Here is a 20893-nt window from a genome sequence, read left to right as displayed (position 1 = left end):
GGTATTTCATGATTGTAATAATCATTATGCTTATCCTTGGGGTATTGGCAGGTATGATTGGAAGCCTGGTGGGGCTCGGAGGGGGAATTCTGATTGTCCCAGCTTTGACTTATTTGGCAGAAATCGTACCAGCTTTTCACGATGTGACCCCTCAGATTGCCATCGGAACATCGTTGTTTGTTATTATTTTTACCGGCCTTTCTTCTACTTTATCATATATGAAATATAAACTTGTTGATTACAAAAGCGGGCTGATTTTTTTTATCGGATCTGGTACAGGAAGCGTAGCGGGGGCGTATGTTTCTAAAGGATTTCATACAGATTCGTTTTCCTTATGGTTCGGCATTTTTATGATTGCCATCTCGCTATCGTTGATGCTGAAAAGAAATCAAAGATCCGCTGAAAAAAAACATGTCGGAATGATCCGGGCGTTTCAGGAGAATGATGGGACTGTATATACTTATTCCTATCGTGTTTGGATCGGAATCAGCATTGCTCTAGTTGTTGGCTTTCTTGGCGGGTTATTTGGAATTGGCGGCGGGTCATTAATGGTGCCTGCGATGATACTGCTTTTTATGTTTCCGCCGAGGGTAGCTATAGCCACTTCCATGTTTATTATTTTTTTATCATCTATCACCGGATCTATCGCTCATATTGCTTCAGGACATGTCAATTGGCTTTTTGCTCTTTGTTTAGTCCCGGGTGCATGGTATGGCGGCAAACTTGGTGCGTATATTAACAGGGCGCTTAAAAACGATATTCTTGTCATTATGATGAGATGGGTTTTGGTCATTATCGGGCTGCGCATGATCTTTCAAGCGATTTTTTAGTTCTTTACAAGGAGAAGGAGATATGAGAGAGACTCTTCACTTATTTCATACAAATGATTTGCATAGCCATTTTGAAAACTGGCCAAAAATCGCGCAATATATTGAAACGAAACGTAACGAGCTGCAGAAAAAGAAGGAAGAGTCATTGGTTTTTGATATCGGTGACCACGTAGATCGTTTTCACATGATTTCAGAAGCAACCTTTGGAAAAGCAAATATTGAGCTTTTGAATGATATATGCTGTGACGGTGCGACAATCGGAAATAATGAAGGGATTACACTACCGCACGAAAAACTCGACACATTGTATGCTGATGCAAAATTTCCAATCGTATTATCGAATCTGTATGATTTAAACGGTAAGAGACCCGATTGGTTGATGCCTTACTATATTAAGACGCTGAAAAATAATATGAAGCTTGCCATTCTTGGTGTTACAGTATCCTATTACGATGTGTATGAAGTTCTCGATTGGAAGATAACGGATCCGTTTGAAAGCATTTCAGAAGTCATAAATGAAGTGAGGGAGCAAGCTGATATTATTGTGCTTCTTTCCCACCTTGGCATTTCTGATGACATTCTGGCCGCAAAACGGTTTCCTGAAATCGATGTGATTCTTGGCTCTCATACCCATCATTTGCTCGAAAATGGTCAATACGAAAACGGGGTTCTTTTGGGATGTGCAGAAAAATACGGGCACTTTGTTGGACATATTGAGCTTCAACTGGATTCTGAAACGAAAACAATACACGGCAAAAAAGCAAGTGTTCAAAAGGTAGAAGATTTAACAGAAAGCTCAATCAGGGCAAAGGACTTTCTGCAGAAGGAAGAAAAAAAAGCAAGCGAAATCCTGAATCAGGAGGTAGCCACGATTTCTTCGACCTTAGAGGTCAACTGGTTCTATTCATCTTCTTTGCCTAAACTGCTTGCAGAAGCTTTGAGGGAATGGTGCGGAACTGAGATCGGCATGGTGAACTCCGGAGTTATTCTCCAGTCTCTCGAAAAAGGATCTGTTACGAGAAAGGATTTGCACAGCATTTGTCCGCATCCGATTAATCCCATAAAGGTTTTTCTTGAAGGGGACGAGCTAAAGGAAATTATTCTTCATGCGGCAACGGATCAAATGGAGCAGTTCCAAATTAAAGGGCTCGGCTTTCGCGGGGAAGTGATGGGGAAAATGATGTATTCCGGTATCGAATTGGAGACGGAGCGTTTGCAAGACGGATTGGTGCATGTGAAGAGCATATTGATTAATCAAGAACCGCTCGTGCCCGATCGAGTATATTCCGTTGGTACAATCGATATGTTTACGTTAGGCTCTTTTTTTCCTTCGATTCGAAATGCAACGAATAAAATCTATTTTATGCCGGAATTTTTGCGTGACCTTTTGGCATGGAAGCTCAGTAAAGCGTAATTTCCGCTTCGGCCTATACAACAAGTCCTTCTTTCTATCATAAATTGATGGGGAAGGGAGGATTTCTTAAATGGTAACATTAACACCGTTGATGATTGGTGATTATCCTTTTACTGCTATAACTGTAAAGCTTCCAAAAACAAACTTCATGGCTGTGACCAATGAGAATGGCTACATTATGTGTGGCGCGCTCGATGTTGCTTTATTAAATGAAAAATTAAAGGATCGGAAAATAATAGCCGGGAGAGCTGTAGGTGTCCGGACAATTGAACAGCTGCTTGAGGCGCCGCTCGAATCTATCACATATGAAGCGGAATCGCTGGGGATTCACCCTGGTATGAGCGGAAGAGAAGCATTATTAAAAATGGCTAAACCCCTTTAATCAGGGGTTTTCTTATGTATTTTTTTAAACATGGCAATTGTCATATACTCTTTTCTAGCGAGTGGTTTTTTCTAGAGAGCATCATGATCCCTGCTATAAGCAATAAGATCCCTGGCACAAAATAGAATGAAAGTGAGTACAAAATCCCCATGACCAAAATAAAGATGCCCCAGCCTAAACTGTCTTTCTTCAGGAAAAATGTCCCGACCCAAACTAAAATAATCAACGGGGCATTTAAGAAAATCGAAATTAGAAGTACAATAAACCAAAAAGCCGCATTCGCATCACCTTCCGCAACCGTTCCGAAGAAAAGTAAAATGAAAACAGTCAAGATCAAGCATAAAACCAATAAAATACTAGCGATTAAGGATAAGATAAATTCGGTTGACCTGTTCAAGCGTGAGCTACCTCCTAGTTGTTTTCTATTACATGATATCATAAATAAGGAGGATATTTTTTACTTTTCCAATTATCTAGGATTCAGAAAAGTTTTTTCAACTTCGCATTCTAGAGGCTATAATCATTTTTAGACTATATTGTGTTTGATAATTTTATGGACAAACTTAGTAAAAAAATACGGATTATTCATCGCTCAGCTTTTTAATTATTTTTCTTTCGGATATATTCTGCTTTAGTCGCAGAGCTATTACTTTTTTTGGACTGACTTGGGGCTAGCATTGCCAACGCTGTCGTAAAAAGTAAAAAAAATAAGTAAACCCTAATAAAAGAGTAAACCGTTAATTCGAACGGTTTACTTTTTTTTAAGATCTTTTCGCTCCCATACTCGTAAATAAGGATAGGGATCAAAAGACCATTCGGTTCGTCCATTGTCCTTATACATCCCGTAATGCAGGTGAGGCGGAAACTTACCGGAAGTGCCTGGCGGACCATAGCCGGAGCTGCCGACTGAACCGATTACTTCGCCTGGAGCTACAATTTGCCCGACCTTTAAACCTTTAGTGAAGCCGTTTAAATGAGCAAAGTAGTGGTACGTATTATTAATGTCACGGATTCCGATTCTCCATCCTCCAAATCGATTCCAACCCTTCATTTCGACGATGCCAAAGCACGTTGATCGGACAGGGAGGCCGTAATGAGCGAATAGATCCGTTCCTTCGTGTATGCGTCTGCCGCCAAAGCCTCGTGCAGATCCCCATGTACTTCTGTAGCTGTAATCAGTTCGAACGGGCAGCGGAAATGCATGTTCGCCCAGTTCAATGTGCCCGTACTTCTTAAATAGCTTAATAAAGCCAGTAATGATTCCGACGGTCTGATCGCGATGATAATATTCCCATAGGCCAATCCGAATGTTTTCAAGATCGGTTCCGTACTTGCGTAAATATTGCCCAACTGTAAATAACACATCTTCTTCATCGCTTTGATCAGCTAATCCGTCACCGTTTCCATCCATTCCAATTCCATCAAAAACTTTAATACTTAAAGGGTGGACATCTTTAGGATCGGGATTTTCCGGTCCACTCCATATTTCTTCAGGAATATAAATTCCGATAGGGCCGGTGGAATCCGGAAGGTCTTTGCGATTATTACGTATATTCGTTTCATATTGGTCAATCGCAGCAAGCACGTACCAAGGAATGTTTGTCACAGCTTCTGTCTTTTGATAGAGCTCCATCCGTGTTTTTTCAGTTGACTCGCTGGCGGCTTCAGCTATTGGAGAGATGAGCAAAAAAATTAGGGATAATACAATTGCTTTTCTTGTCAAACGGTCGGGCTCCTTTCAAAAAAATTAAGGTACTTCTAGTCTGTGGTATAATCCCGTAATCCATTATTAGAAAATGTTAGTAATTTCAAGGTTTTCTTTTCTTGTTCAATAATGATTACTATGTTAAAGTGGCAATTGTAAAAACTTTTATCTACAATAAAATGTGATCGATTTCAATACACTTCTTATACCCTTCCTAGAAAGAACAGATTCAAATAATGGAGTTGATATCAGTGGTAAAAAAAGAAGAATACCTAAGAAAGCCTGATTGGCTTAAAATAAAGCTTAATACAAATGAAAACTACACAGGCTTAAAAAAAATGATGAGGGAAAAAAACCTACATACAGTCTGTGAAGAAGCGAAATGCCCCAATATCCACGAATGCTGGGCAGTTCGCCGGACAGCTACATTTATGATTCTCGGCTCAGTGTGTACAAGAGCCTGCCGTTTTTGCGCAATAAAAACCGGACTTCCAACTGAGCTTGATCTTAACGAGCCGGAGCGAGTGGCTGATTCTGTGGCTCTTATGAATTTGAAGCACGCTGTTATTACAGCCGTTGCCCGCGATGACCAAAGGGACGGAGGAGCAGGCATTTTTGCGGAAACTGTCCGTGCTGTCCGCAGAAAAAGCCCGTTTACTACTATTGAGGTTCTACCTTCCGATATGGGTGGGGATTATGAAAACTTGAAAATCTTGATGGACGCAAGACCGGATATTCTTAATCATAATATTGAGACCGTTAGAAGCCTGACTCCAAGAGTTCGTGCGCGTGCCACATATGATCGTTCACTTGAATTTTTGCGCCGCGCAAAAGAGATGCAGCCTGATATTCCAACTAAATCGAGCATTATGATTGGTTTAGGCGAAACAAAAGAAGAGATAATTGAAACGATGGATGATCTATTGGCAAACAACGTTGATATTATGACGATCGGACAGTATTTGCAGCCTACGAAAAAGCATTTGAAGGTTCAGAAGTACTATCACCCGGATGAGTTTGCAGAGCTAAAAGATATCGCATTGGAAAAAGGCTTCAGCCACTGTGAAGCAGGACCTCTCGTACGATCTTCCTATCATGCGGATGAGCAAGTTAATGCGGCTTCAAAGAAACGTCAAGCACGAGCATAAACGCCAGAATTCTGGCGTTTTTTTTGCCTCATTCGGAAATCATTGAGAATTAGTGTATCCTATTAAAAAGAATTTTCTTTTTTAATAATTGATGGGGCAATCGTTATGGTCTATCATAAAGAGGATGAAAATTATCAGTCCCTGCAAAAAAGAGGTGGCAAATCAAGGTGATTTCTTTTCAAAATCATACTTTTGAGATCATTGAAAATTTTAAGGACGGGTTTGACGAAGAAGCATTTAAAAATCGTTATTCAGAAATTTTAAACAAGTATGACTATATAGTAGGTGATTGGGGATATAATCAGCTTCGTTTAAAAGGTTTTTTTGATGATCATAATCAAAAGGCAGCTTTCGATACAAAAATAAGCACATTGGATGAGTACATATATGAGTACTGTAATTTCGGCTGTGCGTATTTTGTGTTGAAACGAATCAAAAAGTAACAAATAAGGGGATGGATGAAGGGTGTATTTTGTGGATCAAAAACAAATTGAAGAAACGTTAGTCTTTTTTGAGAAAAATCTGGAGCTTTACAGAAACCATTCGGGATGGAAGACAGAGATCGAAAAGAAGGCATTTGAACGGATCGCACACCTTTTAATTGAATGTGTATTAGATGCGGGGAACATGATGATCGATGGATTTATTATGAGAGACGCCGGCAGCTATAACGACATATTAGACATATTAATGGACGAAAAAGTTATAACCAATCAAGAAGGACAAACACTGAAAAAGCTGGTCTCTATGCGGAAGAAGCTCGTGCAACAATACACTCAAATTGATGAACTTGAATTAGTAAACGGTTTAGCAGAATGCACAGAGGTTCTTCAACGCTTTCCAGAAAGAATTCGCATCTATCTTCGCAACGAACTGGGGCCGGTATCAGCATTTAAATAATAGATGGAGTGTTAAGATATGAAACAATATAAAGCCTACTTAATTGACCTGGATGGCACGATGTACAATGGTTCCGAAAAAATAGAGGAAGCAGGTATTTTTGTAAAAAAGCTCATAGAAAAAAAGATCCCTTACTTATTTGTCACAAACAATTCCTCCCGCACACCGGAACAGGTGGCAAAAAAACTGGTTGAATTTGATATTCCCGCTACAGAAGAACAGGTTTTTACCACCAGTCTCGCCACTGCCAACTATATAGCAGAAAAGAAAAAGAATGCGTCAGTATACTGTATTGGTGAAGAAGGGATCAAAAAAGCCCTTTCAGAAAAAGGGTTTACATTTGCAAAAGAGAATGCGGATGTTGTAGTTGTGGGAATCGACCGCGACATTACATATGAGAAGCTGGCTATTGGTGCATTAGCCATTCGCAATGGAGCAGAATTTATCTCGACAAATGGCGACATTGCTTTGCCGACTGAGAGAGGCTTTTTGCCCGGAAACGGCTCTTTAACGTCTGTGTTAACTGTGACCACAGTCACTCAACCTACATTTATCGGAAAGCCTGAACCAATTATTATGGAACAGGCAATGAAACAGTTAGGTATAGCTGTAGAGGATACGCTTATGGTAGGAGATAACTATGATACTGATATTTTGGCAGGAATTCGTTCCGGTATGGATACGCTGCTCGTTCACACAGGCGTTACGAAAAAAGAGCATTTGAAGAACTATGATGCTCAGCCGACGTATGCGATACATTCGCTTGAAGAATGGCTGACATATATTTAAAAAAACGGGCGGCAGCTTATTGAGGCTGCTGCCCGCTCTTTTGTTGGGAGCTGTGAGCCAGTCTGCTCGATGCAGCTGCTGCGATGGCCCCGACGATATCGTCAAGGAAGGTATGGCATTCTCCGGTCGATTTATCGTTCAATTTCGCTAAAATTCCCGGCTTTTCTTTATCGACGTACCCGTAGTTCGTATAGCCGATTGATCCATAAATATTCACAATCGAGAAAGACAGAATTTCATCAATTCCATAAAGGCTTTCATCGACTTCAATAATGGATTGAAGCGGTTCGGCAAGCATTTTTCGTTCGGCCAAGCGGTCCAATTGTATTCCCGTTAAAATCGCATTTTGAACCTCACGTTTCGCAAGAACCCGTTCCACATTCATAACACATTCCTCATGCGTTAAGTTGGTATGATATTTTCTTTGTAAGAAATAGACGAGGTCTGCTATGTCAGAAACGGAAACTCCTCTTTCCTGCAGCCACTGCTTTGCTGTTGCTTCGACTTGGTCCTGATAATTTTTTTCAGCCATTGCTTTCATCCAATCTTTTTTTACTAGTTTATACAAAAATGAATGAAAATGTACCCTTCATTTCTTAACTCAGAAAATTTGTGTTCATAATTCACCTAAAGCCCGATTATGATAAAAAAAGATCAATATAGAAATGCGGGTGATCATGTGAAGGATTCAATAAAAACCCATTATGGAATTCATGTCCGGCAGCTTTCAGTTTTTCATTCATACCCTTCATTCCAAACTCCCAACTCTATCTTTCTTATCGTCCCTACCGGTGAATTTACAAAGGAAGAATTGAAGGAATTACATGATATGAGTCAGTATTTGCAAGAGCAAAAAGACCCATACGTTTCAACTTTTCTAATGACCAAGGATAATGAGCTGACGTTTGAGCACGAAGGCAGTAAATATTCTTTGCTCAAATCGGCTTCCTACTTGTCAAACAGGTCGTTTCAACTTGGAACGGAGCTTGCACAATTTCATCAAAAGGGTCGGCAGTTTCCTTATCAAGTGAAGGAAATGACGAGGCTCGGCGGGTGGAAGGGCTTTTGGGAGAAGCGGTTAGATCAGCTGGAACAGTTTTGGCGGCAAAAAGCATTTATGCATCCACTTGAGCCATTCGAAAAAAAATTTGTGGAATCATTCCCGTATTATTTAGGACTATCAGAAAATGCAATTCAATATTTGGTTGATACCGAGCTTGATGAAAAACCAGGGATTGTTGATTCCGGAACTGTATGTCATCAACGAATGACAAAAAACAAGTGGTCTCAGGAAAACCTCGTAAAAATACCTACAGATTGGGTGCTTGACCACGGCTCAAGGGATCTAGCAGAATATATGAGAAACACGTTTATGCTGTATAGAAATGATCTGTTTGAACAAGGCTTTTTATTTCTGCAGCAGTATGAGGAAGTTACACCGCTGTCAAGCTTTTCAAAAAGACTGATCTACAGCAGGCTTCTGTTTCCGCTTCACTATTTTGAAACGATTGAAGGATACTATATTTCACCAGAATCAGAGCACGACTTTTATGAAGACCGTCTAGACCGGCTGCTTCTTGATTCAGATAGGTATGAGCTGTTTTTGAGAACGTTTCATGAGATGTCCGGAATGAGAAACACTCATTTTCAAATTCCGCAAATTAAATGGCTGACACAAAAAAGAAGCGGATAGAATGAATCTATTCGCTTTTTGCAATTGGCTATGCAAGGGTTTTGACAGCATTTCTGCCAAAAATACTTTATGCAGGAGAATCCTTGGTTTTCCAAGTAAGTAAGCGGTATCAAAAAAGAATTTGTGTCATTCGCCGACTTGTCAAAACCCATTTTCAGCCTTATAATGTGTGTAACTTTATTGTCTGTGATGAAATGACAGATGAACTTCTGTGACGGACATCAGTTGAAAGGTGGAGTTTTTGTGAAGGTTATCAATGTAGGGCTTTTGGGACTCGGGACAGTAGGAACTGGTGTTGTAAAAATTATCGAGGATCATCAAGATCAATTAATGCATCAAGTAGGATGTCCAGTTTCTGTGAAAAAAGTATTGGTTAAGGATATACATAAGGATAGAGATGTCAATTTGCCCAAAGAGGCGCTTACGACAGAACCTTATGATGTTATACATGATCCGGAAATTGATGTTATTATTGAAGTAATTGGCGGTATCGAACAAACTCGTGTATATTTGCTCGATGCATTAAAAGAAAAAAAACATGTAGTAACAGCAAACAAGGATTTAATGGCACTTTATGGTTCTGAGCTGATCTCTACAGCGACTGAAAACAGCTGCGATCTTTATTATGAGGCAAGCGTGGCCGGTGGAATCCCGATTTTGCGTACACTCGTTGAAGGATTGTCCTCTGACAGAATTACGAAAATGATGGGAATCGTAAACGGAACGACCAACTTTATTTTAACGAAGATGAACAAAGAAAAGGCTGCATATGACGAGGTATTGAAAGAGGCACAGGATCTGGGATTTGCAGAATCAGATCCGACAGCAGATGTAGAAGGCCTTGACGCTGCCAGAAAAATGGCGATTCTTGCCCGGCTCGGCTTTTCGATGAACGTTGATTTAGACGACGTCAGTGTTAAAGGAATATCGTCAATTTCAGATGAAGACATTGCTTTTAGCACTCGGTTAGGATATACGATGAAGCTGATTGGGATTGCCCATCGCCACGGAAATAAAGCAGAAGTCAGTGTACAGCCGACTTTGCTTCCTGACCACCATCCTCTTGCTTCTGTAAACGATGAGTTTAATGCTGTATATGTTTACGGGGAAGCCGTTGGAGAGACAATGTTCTACGGTCCGGGTGCAGGAAGCCTTCCTACGGCTACTGCGGTAGTATCCGATCTGGTTGCTGTAATGAAAAACATGCGTCTTGGAGTCAACGGAAAAAGCGCTGTGGCGCCTCAATTTGAAAAAAAGATGAAGGATCCCGGCGAAATATATGCCCAGCAGTTTTTACGAATTCATGTGAGAGATCAAGTAGGGTCATTTTCTAAAATCACCTCCGTCTTTTCTGAGCGGGGAGTCAGCTTCGAGAAAATATTGCAGCTGCCAATTAAAGATCATGATGATTTAGCGGAAATTGTGATTGTTACTCATCAAGCATCGGAAGAGGATTTCAGCGTTATTTTAGGGCAATTAAACGATTTAGAGGTTGTTGTTCAAGTAAAAAGTACGTATCGCGTAGAAGGGAACGGTTATAGCTAATGTGGAGAGGACTCATTCATCAATATAAAGATTATTTACCGGTAACAGAACAAACGCCTATGCTTACGCTTCATGAAGGAAATACCCCGCTGATACACCTTTCTAAGCTTTCTGAGAAGCTTGGGATCGAGCTCCATGTAAAAACAGAAGGAGTTAATCCTACTGGCTCATTTAAGGACAGAGGAATGGTGATGGCAGTCGCCAAAGCGAAAGAAGAGGGCAATGATACGATTATGTGTGCTTCTACAGGGAATACGTCAGCTGCAGCAGCAGCCTATGCGGCACGCGCAAACATGAAATGTATCGTTGTCATTCCTGAAGGAAAAATCGCCTTTGGCAAGCTGGCGCAAGCGGTGATGTACGGGGCGGAAATTATCTCAATTGACGGCAACTTTGACGATGCGCTGAAAATGGTTCGCAGCATTTGCGAAAAAGAGCCGATTGCCCTCGTGAATTCTGTTAATCCTTATCGAATCGAAGGACAAAAAACAGCCGCATTTGAAGTGTGCGAGCAGCTTGGCCAAGCGCCAGATGTCCTGGCTATACCAGTTGGAAACGCAGGCAATATAACTGCGTATTGGAAAGGTTTTAAAGAGTATCACGAGAGACACAATTCGGGTCTTCCTGAGATGCGCGGCTTTGAAGCGGAAGGTGCAGCAGCAATCGTCCGTAATCAAGTGATTGAACAGCCTGAAACTGTAGCAACTGCCATAAGAATCGGAAATCCGGCAAGCTGGGACAAGGCTGTACAAGCATCGGTTGAGTCAAACGGAAAAATCGATGAAGTGACAGACGAGCAAATTCTAGAAGCCTACCAGCTTATCTCCCGTGAAGAAGGAATTTTTGCTGAGCCTGGATCGTGTGCATCCATTGCAGGCGTAATCAAGCAATTAAAAACCGGTGAAATTAAAAAAGGAAGTACGGTCGTATGTGTCCTTACCGGAAACGGTTTGAAGGATCCAAACACCGCTATTGATGTGTCTGAAATCAAACCGACTAAACTTCCTAAGGATGAAGACATTGTTCTGGACCATTTAAAAGGAGCTGCGAAGGTATGAGTGAAAGTGACATGCTTTTTTCGATTACTGTTCCGGGCAGCACTGCAAATCTGGGACCGGGCTTTGATTCAGTCGGAATGGCTCTTTCACGTTACTTAAAATTAACTGTGTTTGAAAGCACATCCTGGAGCTTTGAAGCAGAAACTGAAAGCTTGGCACAATTGCCGAAAGGGACAGATAACCTTATATATCAGGTCGCTAAACGGGTGGCAGACTCTTTCGGTGAGACAATTCCCGCATGTCACGTAAAGGTTTGGAGCGACATTCCTCTTGCTAGGGGGCTCGGGAGCAGTGCTGCCGCGATTGTCGCTGGAATAGAACTCGCGAACACATTATTGAATCTTCAGCTTTCAGATAAAGAAAAGCTGCACTTTGCCAGCCTTGAAGAAGGACATCCCGACAATGCTGGAGCTTCTCTGTACGGTGGCTTGGTTTTCGGACTTCATGAAAAAGAAGATACACAACTGATTCATATCCCTGAGGTAGAGCTTGACATTGTCGTGGTTATTCCTGCTTATGAGGTACTAACAAAGGATGCCAGAAATGTTCTCCCCGAGGAGATCTCTTATAAAAGTGCAGTGCAAGCAAGTGCGGTAAGCAACATGTTAGTAGCCGCCTTACTAACAAAGAATTGGGAACTCGCCGGTCAAATGATGAAAAAGGATTTATTTCATCAGCCGTATCGCTCCATGCTCGTTCCAGAGCTGAGCAAAGTCGATCATGTAGCAATGCTGAAAGGAGCTTATGGTGTCGCACTGAGCGGGGCTGGGCCAACGGTTCTCGTTTTGACTGAAACAGGAAAAGGGCAGCAGATGAAAGAGCAGCTTTCGCAAAACTTTCCTGCTTGTGAAATCGACTGCCTCCATGTTCCAAAAGCAGGATGCACGGTGGACAAAGGAAATATCATAAGGACAACTCAATCAAATTAAAGAAGAAATGGACCCGCTCCCTGCGTTTTGGAGCGGGATTTTTTTCTATTAAAAATAGCAGGTTTTTATATTTAGAAAGTCGAAATAAGTAGAAAGTGATTCAAACGTGAAGGAGGAACAGTATTGAAAAAACTCATAGCCGCAGAAGATCTTGTTCAACTAATATCTGTAACGGATCCTAACTATTCTCCAGATGGAACGAAGGTTGCTTATGTACAAACAAAAATAAATGAAAAGAAGGATTCATACAACTCTCATATTATCGTATATGATACAAATCAAGGACAATCTTATGCATGGACTCATGGGAAAGAAAAAAGCCATTCTCCTAAATGGTCACCAGATGGAAAGAAATTAGCCTTTGTGTCGAAGAGAGATGAAACCTCATCAATTTACGTATTGCGAACGGATGGCGGTGAAGCGAAAAAGGTGGCTGAAACGCCATACGATCTTACACAGCCGGTGTGGGCTCCGGATGGTAAGTCTATAGTCTGTTCGGCTAAGCTGACAAATAAGGAAAGCCTTGACGATGAAAAGAAAGCGGAAATTGATTCATATGAGCCTTTGGAGATAGAGTCACTTCAATATAAAGCGGACGGAGTTGGATTTACGAGAGGGAAATATTCGCAGCTGGTGTTGATTGATTTTGCAACAGGAGCATTACAGCAGCTTACTGATCATGAGACGAACCACTCATCCCACGTCTTTACGCCTGATGGACAAGCGATTGCATTTACTGCGAATTATTCGGAAGACAAAGAGCTGAATTATGTCTATGATATTCATCTCCTGTCATTGGATGACAAAAAAATCCGTCGGCTCACCAATGAAAACGGAATGTTCTCATCGGTTTCATTTTCAAACGACGGTCGTTATGCGGCATTTCTGGGCCACGAAAAAGAATTTAAAAATGCCACGCTGACAAAGGCATGGATCTATGATTTTCATGAAGAGAAACTGAGCTGTTTAACGGAAAGCCTTGAGGTGATTTTTGAAGATGCTGTTGTGGGAGATACGGTATTTGGTGCAGTCAGCCCGGATCCTATTTGGACAAAAGATAATAAAGGTTTTTACGCTTTAGCGACTGACCAAGGAAATACAGCGATTTATTACATATCTATCGAAGGACATGCGTATCCTGTTAGATTGGAAAAAGAGCACATTAACGGGTTTTCCCTTCATCCCGAAGAACATATGGCAATCATAAGCAGCGCCACGCCATCCTGGCCAAGTGAGCTTTATGAACTGAATCTAGAGACAAAAGAAGCGAAGCGAATTACAGATGTAAATGAAAGTTTTGTAAATGAACATATCATAATTGAGCCGGAAGAAATTGAGTTTGAATCTTATGATGGAATGACAATTCACGGATGGTTGTTAAAGCCTGCTGAATATGAAGAAGGAAAAAAGTATCCCCTAATTCTTGAAGTCCATGGTGGACCGCACGCGATGTATGCTAACGCATATTTCCATGAATTTCAGGTACTTGCTGCCAAGGGAAATGCAGTCGTGTTCGTCAATCCGAGAGGAAGCCATGGGTACGGACAAGCCTATGTGGATGGAGTAAGAGGAGATTACGGCGGCGGTGATTACGAGGATGTCATGAAAGCTGTCGATTATGTGCTCGGCAGCTATCAATTTCTTGATGAAACACGGCTTGGCGTCACTGGCGGAAGCTATGGAGGATTTATGACAAACTGGATAGTCGGGCAAACGAACAGGTTTAAAGCTGCCGTCACCCAACGCTCCATCTCCAATTGGCTCAGTTTTTACGGTGTCAGTGACATCGGTTATTTTTTTACAGATTGGCAGCTTGGTTATGACTTGTTTGAAAACCCGACGAAGCTATGGGAGTTTTCACCGCTGAAGTATGCGGAAAATATCTCCACTCCGCTCTTGATTTTACACGGAGAAAGGGATGATCGCTGTCCGGTGGAGCAGGCAGAACAGCTTTTTGTCGCCCTCAAAAAAATGAAAAAGAACGTAAAATTCGTGCGATTTCCAAATGCGGCACACAACTTATCAAGGTCAGGACACCCAGAACAAAGAATTAAGCGACTTAATTATATTTCCGGCTGGTTTGAAGATTATTTGTAGTATAAAAAAAGCTGTCCGAAAATGGACAGCTTTCTTGATCAAATTAAAAAACTTGTTCTACTTCGACAACGCCTGGAACTTCTTCAAGCAAGGCGCGTTCAATACCTGCTTTTAGTGTAATGGTTGAGCTTGGGCAGCTTCCGCAAGCTCCTAAAAGGCGAAGCTTCACAACCCCTTCCTCCACATCTACAAGTTCGCAATCTCCGCCGTCACGAAGTAAAAACGGACGAAGTTTATCTAAAACCTCTTGCACTTGTTCGTTCATATCCATTTCAACCGACATAACTAAGTCGCTCCTTTCTTATAAACCCATTATATTCAGATCAACAATAAAAAGCTATTGTTAGTTATCCAGGTTATCTTTTTCATTATAACATTTTATCTTTACTTTTGAGAAGAAAACATTTACGATTAATTCTGTATTAATTTGTTTAATACAGTTGATACAGATGGAGGGAGCTATATGTTCCAGCTTGACTTAAAAAGCAGAAAACCGATCTATGAACAGCTAGTAGTAAATATTAAAGAGCTGATCATCAGTGGAGTATTAAAAACTGATGAAAGGCTACCGTCCGTCCGCTCCCTTTCAGGAGAATTAACCGTGAATCCGAATACGATTCAAAGAGCATACAGAGAGCTGGAGTATCAGGGAATGATTTACTCCATTAAAGGCAAAGGCAATTTCGTTGCTCCCATCAGCGGACAGCAAAATGTCGAAAAACTGGTTGAATTGAAAAATGAAATCCGGAAGGTAACCGCTGAAGCCATTTTCCATGGGCTGACACACAGCGATTATGATTTGCTATATTTCGAGGCGAAAAAGGTGTTGAAAGGAGAAGGAAGCGAATGATTGATGTAAAAGGCGTTTCAAAAAACTATCGAAAAAAAAGAGCGGTAGACAACCTGTCCTTGTCGGTAAAAAAAGGATCAATTTATGGCCTTTTAGGATCAAACGGCGCCGGGAAAACCTCCTTAATGAAAATGATCGCCGGCATCTACCGTCCTTTATCTGGAGACATTACTATTGATAATCAGCGCATTTATGAAAATACTTCAGTTAAAGAAAGAGTAGTCTTTATTGCTGACATGCTCTACTTCTTTCCCCAGTATACGATTGCGCAATGTGCCGCTTATTATAAAAGGATGTACCCTAATTGGAGCGATGAGCGCTTCACTCAGCTTCAGAAGGTATTTCGCCTGGAAGTGAAACAGAAAGTGCACCGCCTTTCAAAAGGAATGAAGAGGCAGGTTGCATTCTGGCTGGCATTATCGGCCATGCCTGATGTCTTGATTCTTGATGAGCCGATTGACGGGCTTGATCCAGTCATGAGAAAAAAAATAAAAAATCTATTATTTCAGGAAGTAGCAGATCGGGAGCTTACGGTTTTGATTTCGTCGCATAATTTACGTGAAATAGAGGATCTTTGCGATTATGTTGGAATCATGCATCAAGGGAAGCTCATGATTGAGAGGGACTTAGACGATTTAAAAGCGGATATACATAAAATTCAAGTTGCATTTAAAAATCCTGAGGAGGAACACGTCGTAGAAGGATTGGACATTCTCCACAAAGAAAAACGGGGAAGCGTGCTTTTAATCATTGCAAAAGGCAGTGAGCACGACATACGAGAACAGCTCCAGCAAGGAAACCTGCTGCTGTTCGATCTTTTGCCGCTTACTTTAGAAGAAATATTCATTTTTGAAATGGGGGATTTTGGCTATGAAATCGAAAATATCCTTCTTTAAACCAGGAATAATCATTCAGGATTTTCGGCAATACGGCTGGATCGCAATTATATTTACAATCGGTCTATTGCTAACGGGACCTGTATCTTTGCTCATAAAAGCTTCAAACAAGTATTTTCAAACATCTGATTTCAAAAGCTTGTCAGAATTAATGACGGATCGGTTAGAAGTCTTAGTTTTGTTTACGGTTCCTGTCGCCTGTGGAGTCATGGTGTTTCGCTATCTTCAATCCGAGTCTTCTGCTGATTTTGTACATAGCTTTCCGATTCGAAGAGAATCATTGTACATCAACCACATTATCAGCGGCTTATTAATGATGATTGTACCGATTCTGATCAACACTGGCGTTTTATTTGCAGTTATTAACACGAACCCTTTGATGAACGCTATCGTAGAGAACTCAGAAATTTTGTATTGGACTGGTATTGCAATCTTATGTTCATTTTTCTTTTTTTCCACAGCAGTTTTAGTTGGAATGATTACAGGTATGTCTGTGTTTCAAGCCATTCTCACCTTTATTTTTATTTTGCTGCCTTTTGGGCTTTATGAATTAATCCTGTATCAGATGAAAATCTTTTTGTATGGCTTTAATCCTGCCTATGGAATAAATACTGAAATGCTTGTCCCTTTTCTAGCCTATTTCAATATGCAAGAAGATAAGTCTAATTCTTTACTAATCATTGTGTATATTGTATTAACAATACTCTTTTTTATTGCAGGCTGGTTTCTTTATAAAAATAGAAAACTTGAAAACGCTCAAGAAGTAATTGCCTTTGAAATTATGAAACCAATCTTTAAATACGGGGTCACATTTTGTTCGACTCTGTTAGGGAGTACGTATTTCTATTCTGTCTCCGGATCCTCCTTTGGATGGCATGTGTTTGGAGCAGTTCTCGGTGCTGCTGTCGGGTACTTTGTTTCCGAAATGCTTGTGCAAAAAAATTGGCGGGTGTTTCATTGGAAAACATTCATTGGATTTATTAGCTTCTCTGTCGCAATGGCGATTGTTTTTACCGTTTTCGAGACTGATGCGTTTGGCTACGGGAAAAGACTGCCGGAGGAAAATGAGATTGCCGGAGTAAGAGTATTTCAGAATGATTTCAATTGGCAAAATAAAGAGGAATCTGCCGGTTTCTCAGAGGATCGAGCATATATTCTTAATACGCGCGAATTTCAGAGGTTGATTATCGATCAAAAAGAGATGAATGAAAATGAGAATGATTTTGATGCCAATCAATTTATTGCTATTGAGTATAAATTAAAGGACGGAAAACGTTTTAAGAGATATTATAGTATAAATGAAAAGATGTACGTACCGCAGCTAAGCGTGCTTTATGAAACGACAGATTTTAAAAAGCAACGTTACGCGGAGTTAGCCAATGTTAACTCGGAAATAACGATAGGAGGGCTCCTTTCTCAAAAAACGGAACTGACGATTAAGGATTCTGAAGATATTAATGAGCTTAAAGAAACACTTTTAAAAGACCTTATGAGTATGACGTATAATGAACTTCATGCTGGAGATGATTTGGGATACATCGCTTTTGTAAGGAAGGAGCAGGAGTCTATTCATATCCCATGGAATTCTTCTTTTGAACATGTGAAAAATTGTCTGGATGAAAAAAATCTGCTGGTCCAGGTTTTCCCGGCACCTGAAGAGGTTCGAAATATCGTGGTGACAGATGAAAGCTATCGAGACAGAGAAATAGATGTAGACTCGATTTCAAATAAGGTTGAGGTCACGCAGAAGGGCGTCATTAAAAATGCTTTGGAAAACAGTGAAGCAGACAGCGGAGAACACGTATTTGTGAAAGTTAATTTTGTTAACGGAAGTGTTTGGGAAGGTGCCTTGCCCAAGGAAGCTTTCCCTAAAGAAGTAACGGATCAAGTAAACGAGGGAGAATGATCGTATGTCAAAACAAGTGGAATTATCGGTATATGGTGCAGAAGTTCTCTGTGCAAGCTGTGTGAATATGCCGTCAGCAAAGGAAACGTACGAATGGCTGGAGGCAGCTTTAAAAAGGAAGTATCCAGATCAGCCTTTTACGATCTCATACGTTGATATCCAAGAACCTCAAAATGATCAAAAAAAAGAGGACATTGCTGAACAGGTCCGAAATGAAAAGTATTTCTATCCATTAGTTCTCGTGGAAGATACCGTAGTTGGAGAAGGCGACATCCGATTAAAGAATGTGTTCAGTGAAATGGAGAAGCACGGATACGCAGCCAAATAAAGCGGCAAGGGAAACTCCCTTGCTGTTTTTTTATGGGAGGACATTTTCAGTCCTCAGGTTAAATACCAATCTTTCCGTGGTATCTATTTTTGAAACATTTCATCTATTGATACGTAACACTATGAAAAGGAGCTGAAACGGTATGAAAAAACTAATCATAGGTGCAGTGATTGTCTTGGTTGTCATTGGCGGACTCGTTATTTGGTATTTCAATACAGCAACCGGCCAGAGAATGATAAAATCCATTCAGTCCAATAACTCCGGCGGCATAGAAAGAGTCGTAAAGGTTTATAGTGATGACGGTAAATTAATCGAAGAATATGAAGGCAAAATCGACATCCAGGATACTGAATATGGAAACAAGATTTTGTTTGATTTAAATGGAAAACGAGTAGTTATATATAACGGAACAGTTGTCACTGGGGAAAAGTAGAAGGGTAATGGCGGCAAGATTGGCATAGAAAAAAATCGGCGATCTTGCAAATAAATCCCGCAAACTTAAAAATACTCTGCAATATTCCTGGAAGTTTAACAAAAACCGCACTAAAAAACACAAAAAAACTCGTTATCTATGACCAGTTAACGAGTTTAATCCAAAAACATGACCGTTATCCATTATGATGCTTGTACATCCAGAGCAGACCTGATTTTAAGAGACGCGGTACTCTTCCGATGAGCGGGCGTTCGGCAACGAGGCCGAATCCTGCTTTTCTTCCGAGAGAGCCGAGGACTCCCTTTAGTTTAAATTTTGGCAAGGTATCGGGTAATGGTTCATTGTTCCATCTTTTTTGCATGATTTGCACAATTTGTTCCGCTTGAGCCTCGGCAAGCTGTGCGCTTGGTGCGTGCGGGAGACTCGCGCAATCACCTACGACATATACATTTTCATCTCCGGGAATATTATGATGCGGAGATAACACAACTCTTCCATGGCAATCTTTTTCTATATCCAACTCTCTTACGACTCTATTCGGTTGAATGCCCGCTGTCCAGACAATCGCATCAGCTGAAATAGGTTCATTATGGTTGTATACGATACTGTCTTCTACTTTTGTAATATCTGCATGATTGACAATTTCTACCCCGTGGTCTTCAAACCAGCTTTGAACATATTTGCTTAACCGTTCTGGGAAGCTGGATAAAATCAATTTTCCTCTGTCGAACAATATAATTCGCAAATCGCTGCGGCTTTCTCTTAATTCACTCGCCAGCTCTACACCGCTAAGCCCCGCTCCTACGATTGCGACTGTGGCATCAGCGTGTAAATTATTTAACGATTGAGAGGCTTTTCTTGATTGGTCAATTGTTTGAATGCTGTATGTATATTCTTCTGCGCCTGGCACGTTATGATATTTATCCTCACAGCCGAGCCCGATCACTAATTCATCGTAGTCCAGTGAATCGCGGTCCGTAAAGAGGATCTGTTTTTGATTAAGGTCAATTGAAGAAATCTCTCCATATACATGGTCAAGTTTTGGATGTTCAGGAAATGTGACTCGAATATGATGGTCTGAAATGGTTCCAGCAGCAAGAGCGTAATATTCCGTTTTCAAACAGTGATACGGATTTTTGTCTACAAGTGTTATTTTCATATGATCGGGTAACTGATTCGACAGTAATTTTTGCAGAATACGCATATTGCCGTAGCCCCCGCCAAGCAAGACCAGGTTTTTCATGTAATCTCCTTCTCCCTTATAGATCATGATCTGTTCAAAATAATGATTCTATAGAAAATTCCCCTTAAAATTATAGCGAATTTGTTAATAAACTACAATGATTCTCAGCGAATAACTCTCTTTACCAGTATATAGAAAGACATATTAACGAAAATAGAATGTACTAATTAAAAAATAAATTTTGACGCATATAGAAAAAAAGAGTAGGATGAAGGTGTATGTGAGGTGATAGATCGTGTATACGATTGTTGAATTTTGCATGAGCAACCTGGCCAATGGCTCTCAAAAAGCATTGGAAGTACTGGAAAAGGACCCAAATATAGATGTCGTTGAATACGGGTGCTTGAGCTACTGCGGAATGTGTCTCGACAAATTATTTGCTTTAGTAAACGGAGAAGTCGTTACTGGCAATGATGCAGAAGGCTTGGTTGAAAATATATATAAGCATATTGAAGAGAATCCGATGTTTTAACAGCCTGTCCCCTGGCTCAATGCTATGCAAATTTTCCTGGAAATATTGCTTGGTGGATTGGGCGGCTTTCGACCTGCACCATGTTGCTGCAAAGCTTGGGATGAAAGCTGCAGCTGCTAAGTACTCTTTCCAATTTACTGAGCGCCGCGGGTAGCAGAAATGTTTATATAAGTTAAAAGCATAAAAGCTCCCTAGCGAACTAGGGAGCTTTTATGTATGAAAAACGGGGGATATAAACATTGTGTTCAATTCCTTTCGCTTTTATACTTAAAGAA

General features: G+C 40.7%; 22 protein-coding genes and 1 pseudogene. 18 read left to right on the top strand and 5 right to left on the bottom strand.

What is annotated here, in order from left to right; all coding sequences use genetic code 11:
* The first annotated feature begins 11 nt into the window (after positions 1-11).
* From JOC74_RS07805 to JOC74_RS07795, 3 genes are all read left to right on the top strand, one after another.
* Complete coding sequence (locus JOC74_RS07805) at positions 12-830, top strand: sulfite exporter TauE/SafE family protein (protein ID WP_098945309.1); 819 nt, start codon at positions 12-14, stop codon at positions 828-830.
* Between the two features lie 22 nt (positions 831-852).
* On the top strand, positions 853-2244 hold the full coding sequence (locus JOC74_RS07800; RefSeq protein WP_053604044.1) for a bifunctional metallophosphatase/5'-nucleotidase: 1392 nt from the start codon (positions 853-855) through the stop codon (positions 2242-2244).
* 70 nt (positions 2245-2314) lie between these two features.
* Entirely contained in the window at positions 2315-2626 is a 312-nt protein-coding gene (locus JOC74_RS07795) for a YunC family protein (RefSeq protein ID WP_053604043.1), read from the top strand.
* Between the two features lie 40 nt (positions 2627-2666).
* Here JOC74_RS07795 and JOC74_RS07790 read toward each other — a convergent pair whose 3' ends face one another.
* Positions 2667-3023, bottom strand: a complete 357-nt coding sequence (locus JOC74_RS07790; protein WP_053604042.1) for a DUF4064 domain-containing protein — start codon at positions 3021-3023, stop codon at positions 2667-2669.
* 354 nt (positions 3024-3377) lie between these two features.
* The gene (locus tag JOC74_RS07785) at positions 3378-4319 is read right to left on the bottom strand and encodes a M23 family metallopeptidase (RefSeq protein ID WP_225970391.1); all 942 of its coding nucleotides are present in this window, start codon (positions 4317-4319) and stop codon (positions 3378-3380) included.
* 263 nt (positions 4320-4582) lie between these two features.
* On the opposite strand from JOC74_RS07785, the gene lipA reads away from it, so the two are divergent.
* The 4 genes from lipA to JOC74_RS07765 all read left to right on the top strand — a co-directional run bounded on the left by lipA (position 4583) and on the right by JOC74_RS07765 (position 7168).
* Positions 4583-5479: a lipoyl synthase gene (gene lipA / locus JOC74_RS07780; protein WP_053604040.1), complete on the top strand. Its 897-nt coding sequence runs from the start codon at positions 4583-4585 to the stop codon at positions 5477-5479.
* Positions 5480-5646: 167 nt separating this feature from the next.
* Entirely contained in the window at positions 5647-5922 is a 276-nt protein-coding gene (locus JOC74_RS07775; protein WP_053604039.1) for a YutD family protein, read from the top strand.
* A gap of 22 nt (positions 5923-5944) precedes the next feature.
* Complete coding sequence (locus JOC74_RS07770; protein WP_053604038.1) at positions 5945-6379, top strand: DUF86 domain-containing protein; 435 nt, start codon at positions 5945-5947, stop codon at positions 6377-6379.
* Between the two features lie 18 nt (positions 6380-6397).
* On the top strand, positions 6398-7168 hold the full coding sequence (locus tag JOC74_RS07765) for a TIGR01457 family HAD-type hydrolase (protein ID WP_053604037.1): 771 nt from the start codon (positions 6398-6400) through the stop codon (positions 7166-7168).
* 16 nt (positions 7169-7184) lie between these two features.
* Here JOC74_RS07765 and JOC74_RS07760 read toward each other — a convergent pair whose 3' ends face one another.
* The gene (locus JOC74_RS07760) at positions 7185-7700 is read right to left on the bottom strand and encodes a phosphatidylglycerophosphatase A family protein (RefSeq protein ID WP_053604036.1); all 516 of its coding nucleotides are present in this window, start codon (positions 7698-7700) and stop codon (positions 7185-7187) included.
* A gap of 147 nt (positions 7701-7847) precedes the next feature.
* On the opposite strand from JOC74_RS07760, the gene yutH reads away from it, so the two are divergent.
* From yutH to JOC74_RS07735, 5 genes are all read left to right on the top strand, one after another.
* Entirely contained in the window at positions 7848-8861 is a 1014-nt protein-coding gene (gene yutH, locus JOC74_RS07755; protein WP_225970219.1) for a spore coat putative kinase YutH, read from the top strand.
* Between the two features lie 243 nt (positions 8862-9104).
* Positions 9105-10406, top strand: coding sequence for a homoserine dehydrogenase (locus tag JOC74_RS07750; protein WP_053604034.1), 1302 nt, complete (start codon positions 9105-9107; stop codon positions 10404-10406).
* A complete protein-coding gene (thrC, locus tag JOC74_RS07745; RefSeq protein ID WP_053604033.1) occupies positions 10406-11464 on the top strand; it encodes a threonine synthase in 1059 nt (352 codons plus the stop codon). The genes JOC74_RS07750 and thrC overlap by 1 nt, the downstream gene beginning before the upstream one ends.
* Positions 11461-12393, top strand: a complete 933-nt coding sequence (thrB, locus tag JOC74_RS07740; protein ID WP_053604032.1) for a homoserine kinase — start codon at positions 11461-11463, stop codon at positions 12391-12393. The genes thrC and thrB overlap by 4 nt, the downstream gene beginning before the upstream one ends.
* A 123-nt stretch (positions 12394-12516) precedes the next feature.
* Entirely contained in the window at positions 12517-14490 is a 1974-nt protein-coding gene (locus JOC74_RS07735; RefSeq protein WP_053604031.1) for a S9 family peptidase, read from the top strand.
* 43 nt (positions 14491-14533) lie between these two features.
* On the opposite strand, the pseudogene JOC74_RS07730 reads toward JOC74_RS07735, so the two are convergent.
* A pseudogene (locus tag JOC74_RS07730) lies at positions 14534-14872 on the bottom strand (NifU family protein).
* Between the two features lie 81 nt (positions 14873-14953).
* Here JOC74_RS07730 and JOC74_RS07725 point away from each other — a divergent pair.
* The 5 genes from JOC74_RS07725 to JOC74_RS07705 all read left to right on the top strand — a co-directional run bounded on the left by JOC74_RS07725 (position 14954) and on the right by JOC74_RS07705 (position 18903).
* Positions 14954-15340, top strand: coding sequence for a GntR family transcriptional regulator (locus tag JOC74_RS07725; protein WP_053604029.1), 387 nt, complete (start codon positions 14954-14956; stop codon positions 15338-15340).
* Positions 15337-16236 (top strand): ABC transporter ATP-binding protein, encoded by a 900-nt coding sequence (locus JOC74_RS07720; protein ID WP_053604028.1) that lies wholly within the window; start codon positions 15337-15339, stop codon positions 16234-16236. Before JOC74_RS07725 ends, JOC74_RS07720 begins: the two co-directional genes overlap by 4 nt.
* Positions 16211-18142, top strand: a complete 1932-nt coding sequence (locus JOC74_RS07715; RefSeq protein WP_053604027.1) for a DUF6449 domain-containing protein — start codon at positions 16211-16213, stop codon at positions 18140-18142. The genes JOC74_RS07720 and JOC74_RS07715 overlap by 26 nt, the downstream gene beginning before the upstream one ends.
* Before the next feature lie 4 nt (positions 18143-18146).
* Positions 18147-18470 carry a YuzD family protein gene (locus JOC74_RS07710; protein WP_053604026.1) on the top strand — a complete coding sequence of 108 codons (324 nt, stop codon included), beginning with the start codon at positions 18147-18149 and terminating at the stop codon, positions 18468-18470.
* 142 nt (positions 18471-18612) lie between these two features.
* A complete protein-coding gene (locus tag JOC74_RS07705) occupies positions 18613-18903 on the top strand; it encodes a hypothetical protein (RefSeq protein WP_053604025.1) in 291 nt (96 codons plus the stop codon).
* A 175-nt stretch (positions 18904-19078) separates the two neighbouring features.
* Here the strand turns inward: JOC74_RS07705 and JOC74_RS07700 are convergent, their stop codons facing one another.
* Entirely contained in the window at positions 19079-20146 is a 1068-nt protein-coding gene (locus tag JOC74_RS07700) for an NAD(P)/FAD-dependent oxidoreductase (protein WP_053606099.1), read from the bottom strand.
* A gap of 235 nt (positions 20147-20381) precedes the next feature.
* On the opposite strand from JOC74_RS07700, the gene JOC74_RS07695 reads away from it, so the two are divergent.
* Positions 20382-20618: a YuzB family protein gene (locus JOC74_RS07695; RefSeq protein WP_098945237.1), complete on the top strand. Its 237-nt coding sequence runs from the start codon at positions 20382-20384 to the stop codon at positions 20616-20618.
* The last annotated feature ends 275 nt before the right edge of the window (positions 20619-20893 follow it).

This window comes from Bacillus capparidis, from assembly GCF_017832095.1.
GTDB lineage: Bacteria > Bacillota > Bacilli > Bacillales > Bacillaceae > Bacillus > Bacillus gobiensis.
This window is presented reverse-complemented; position numbering and strand designations above follow the sequence as displayed.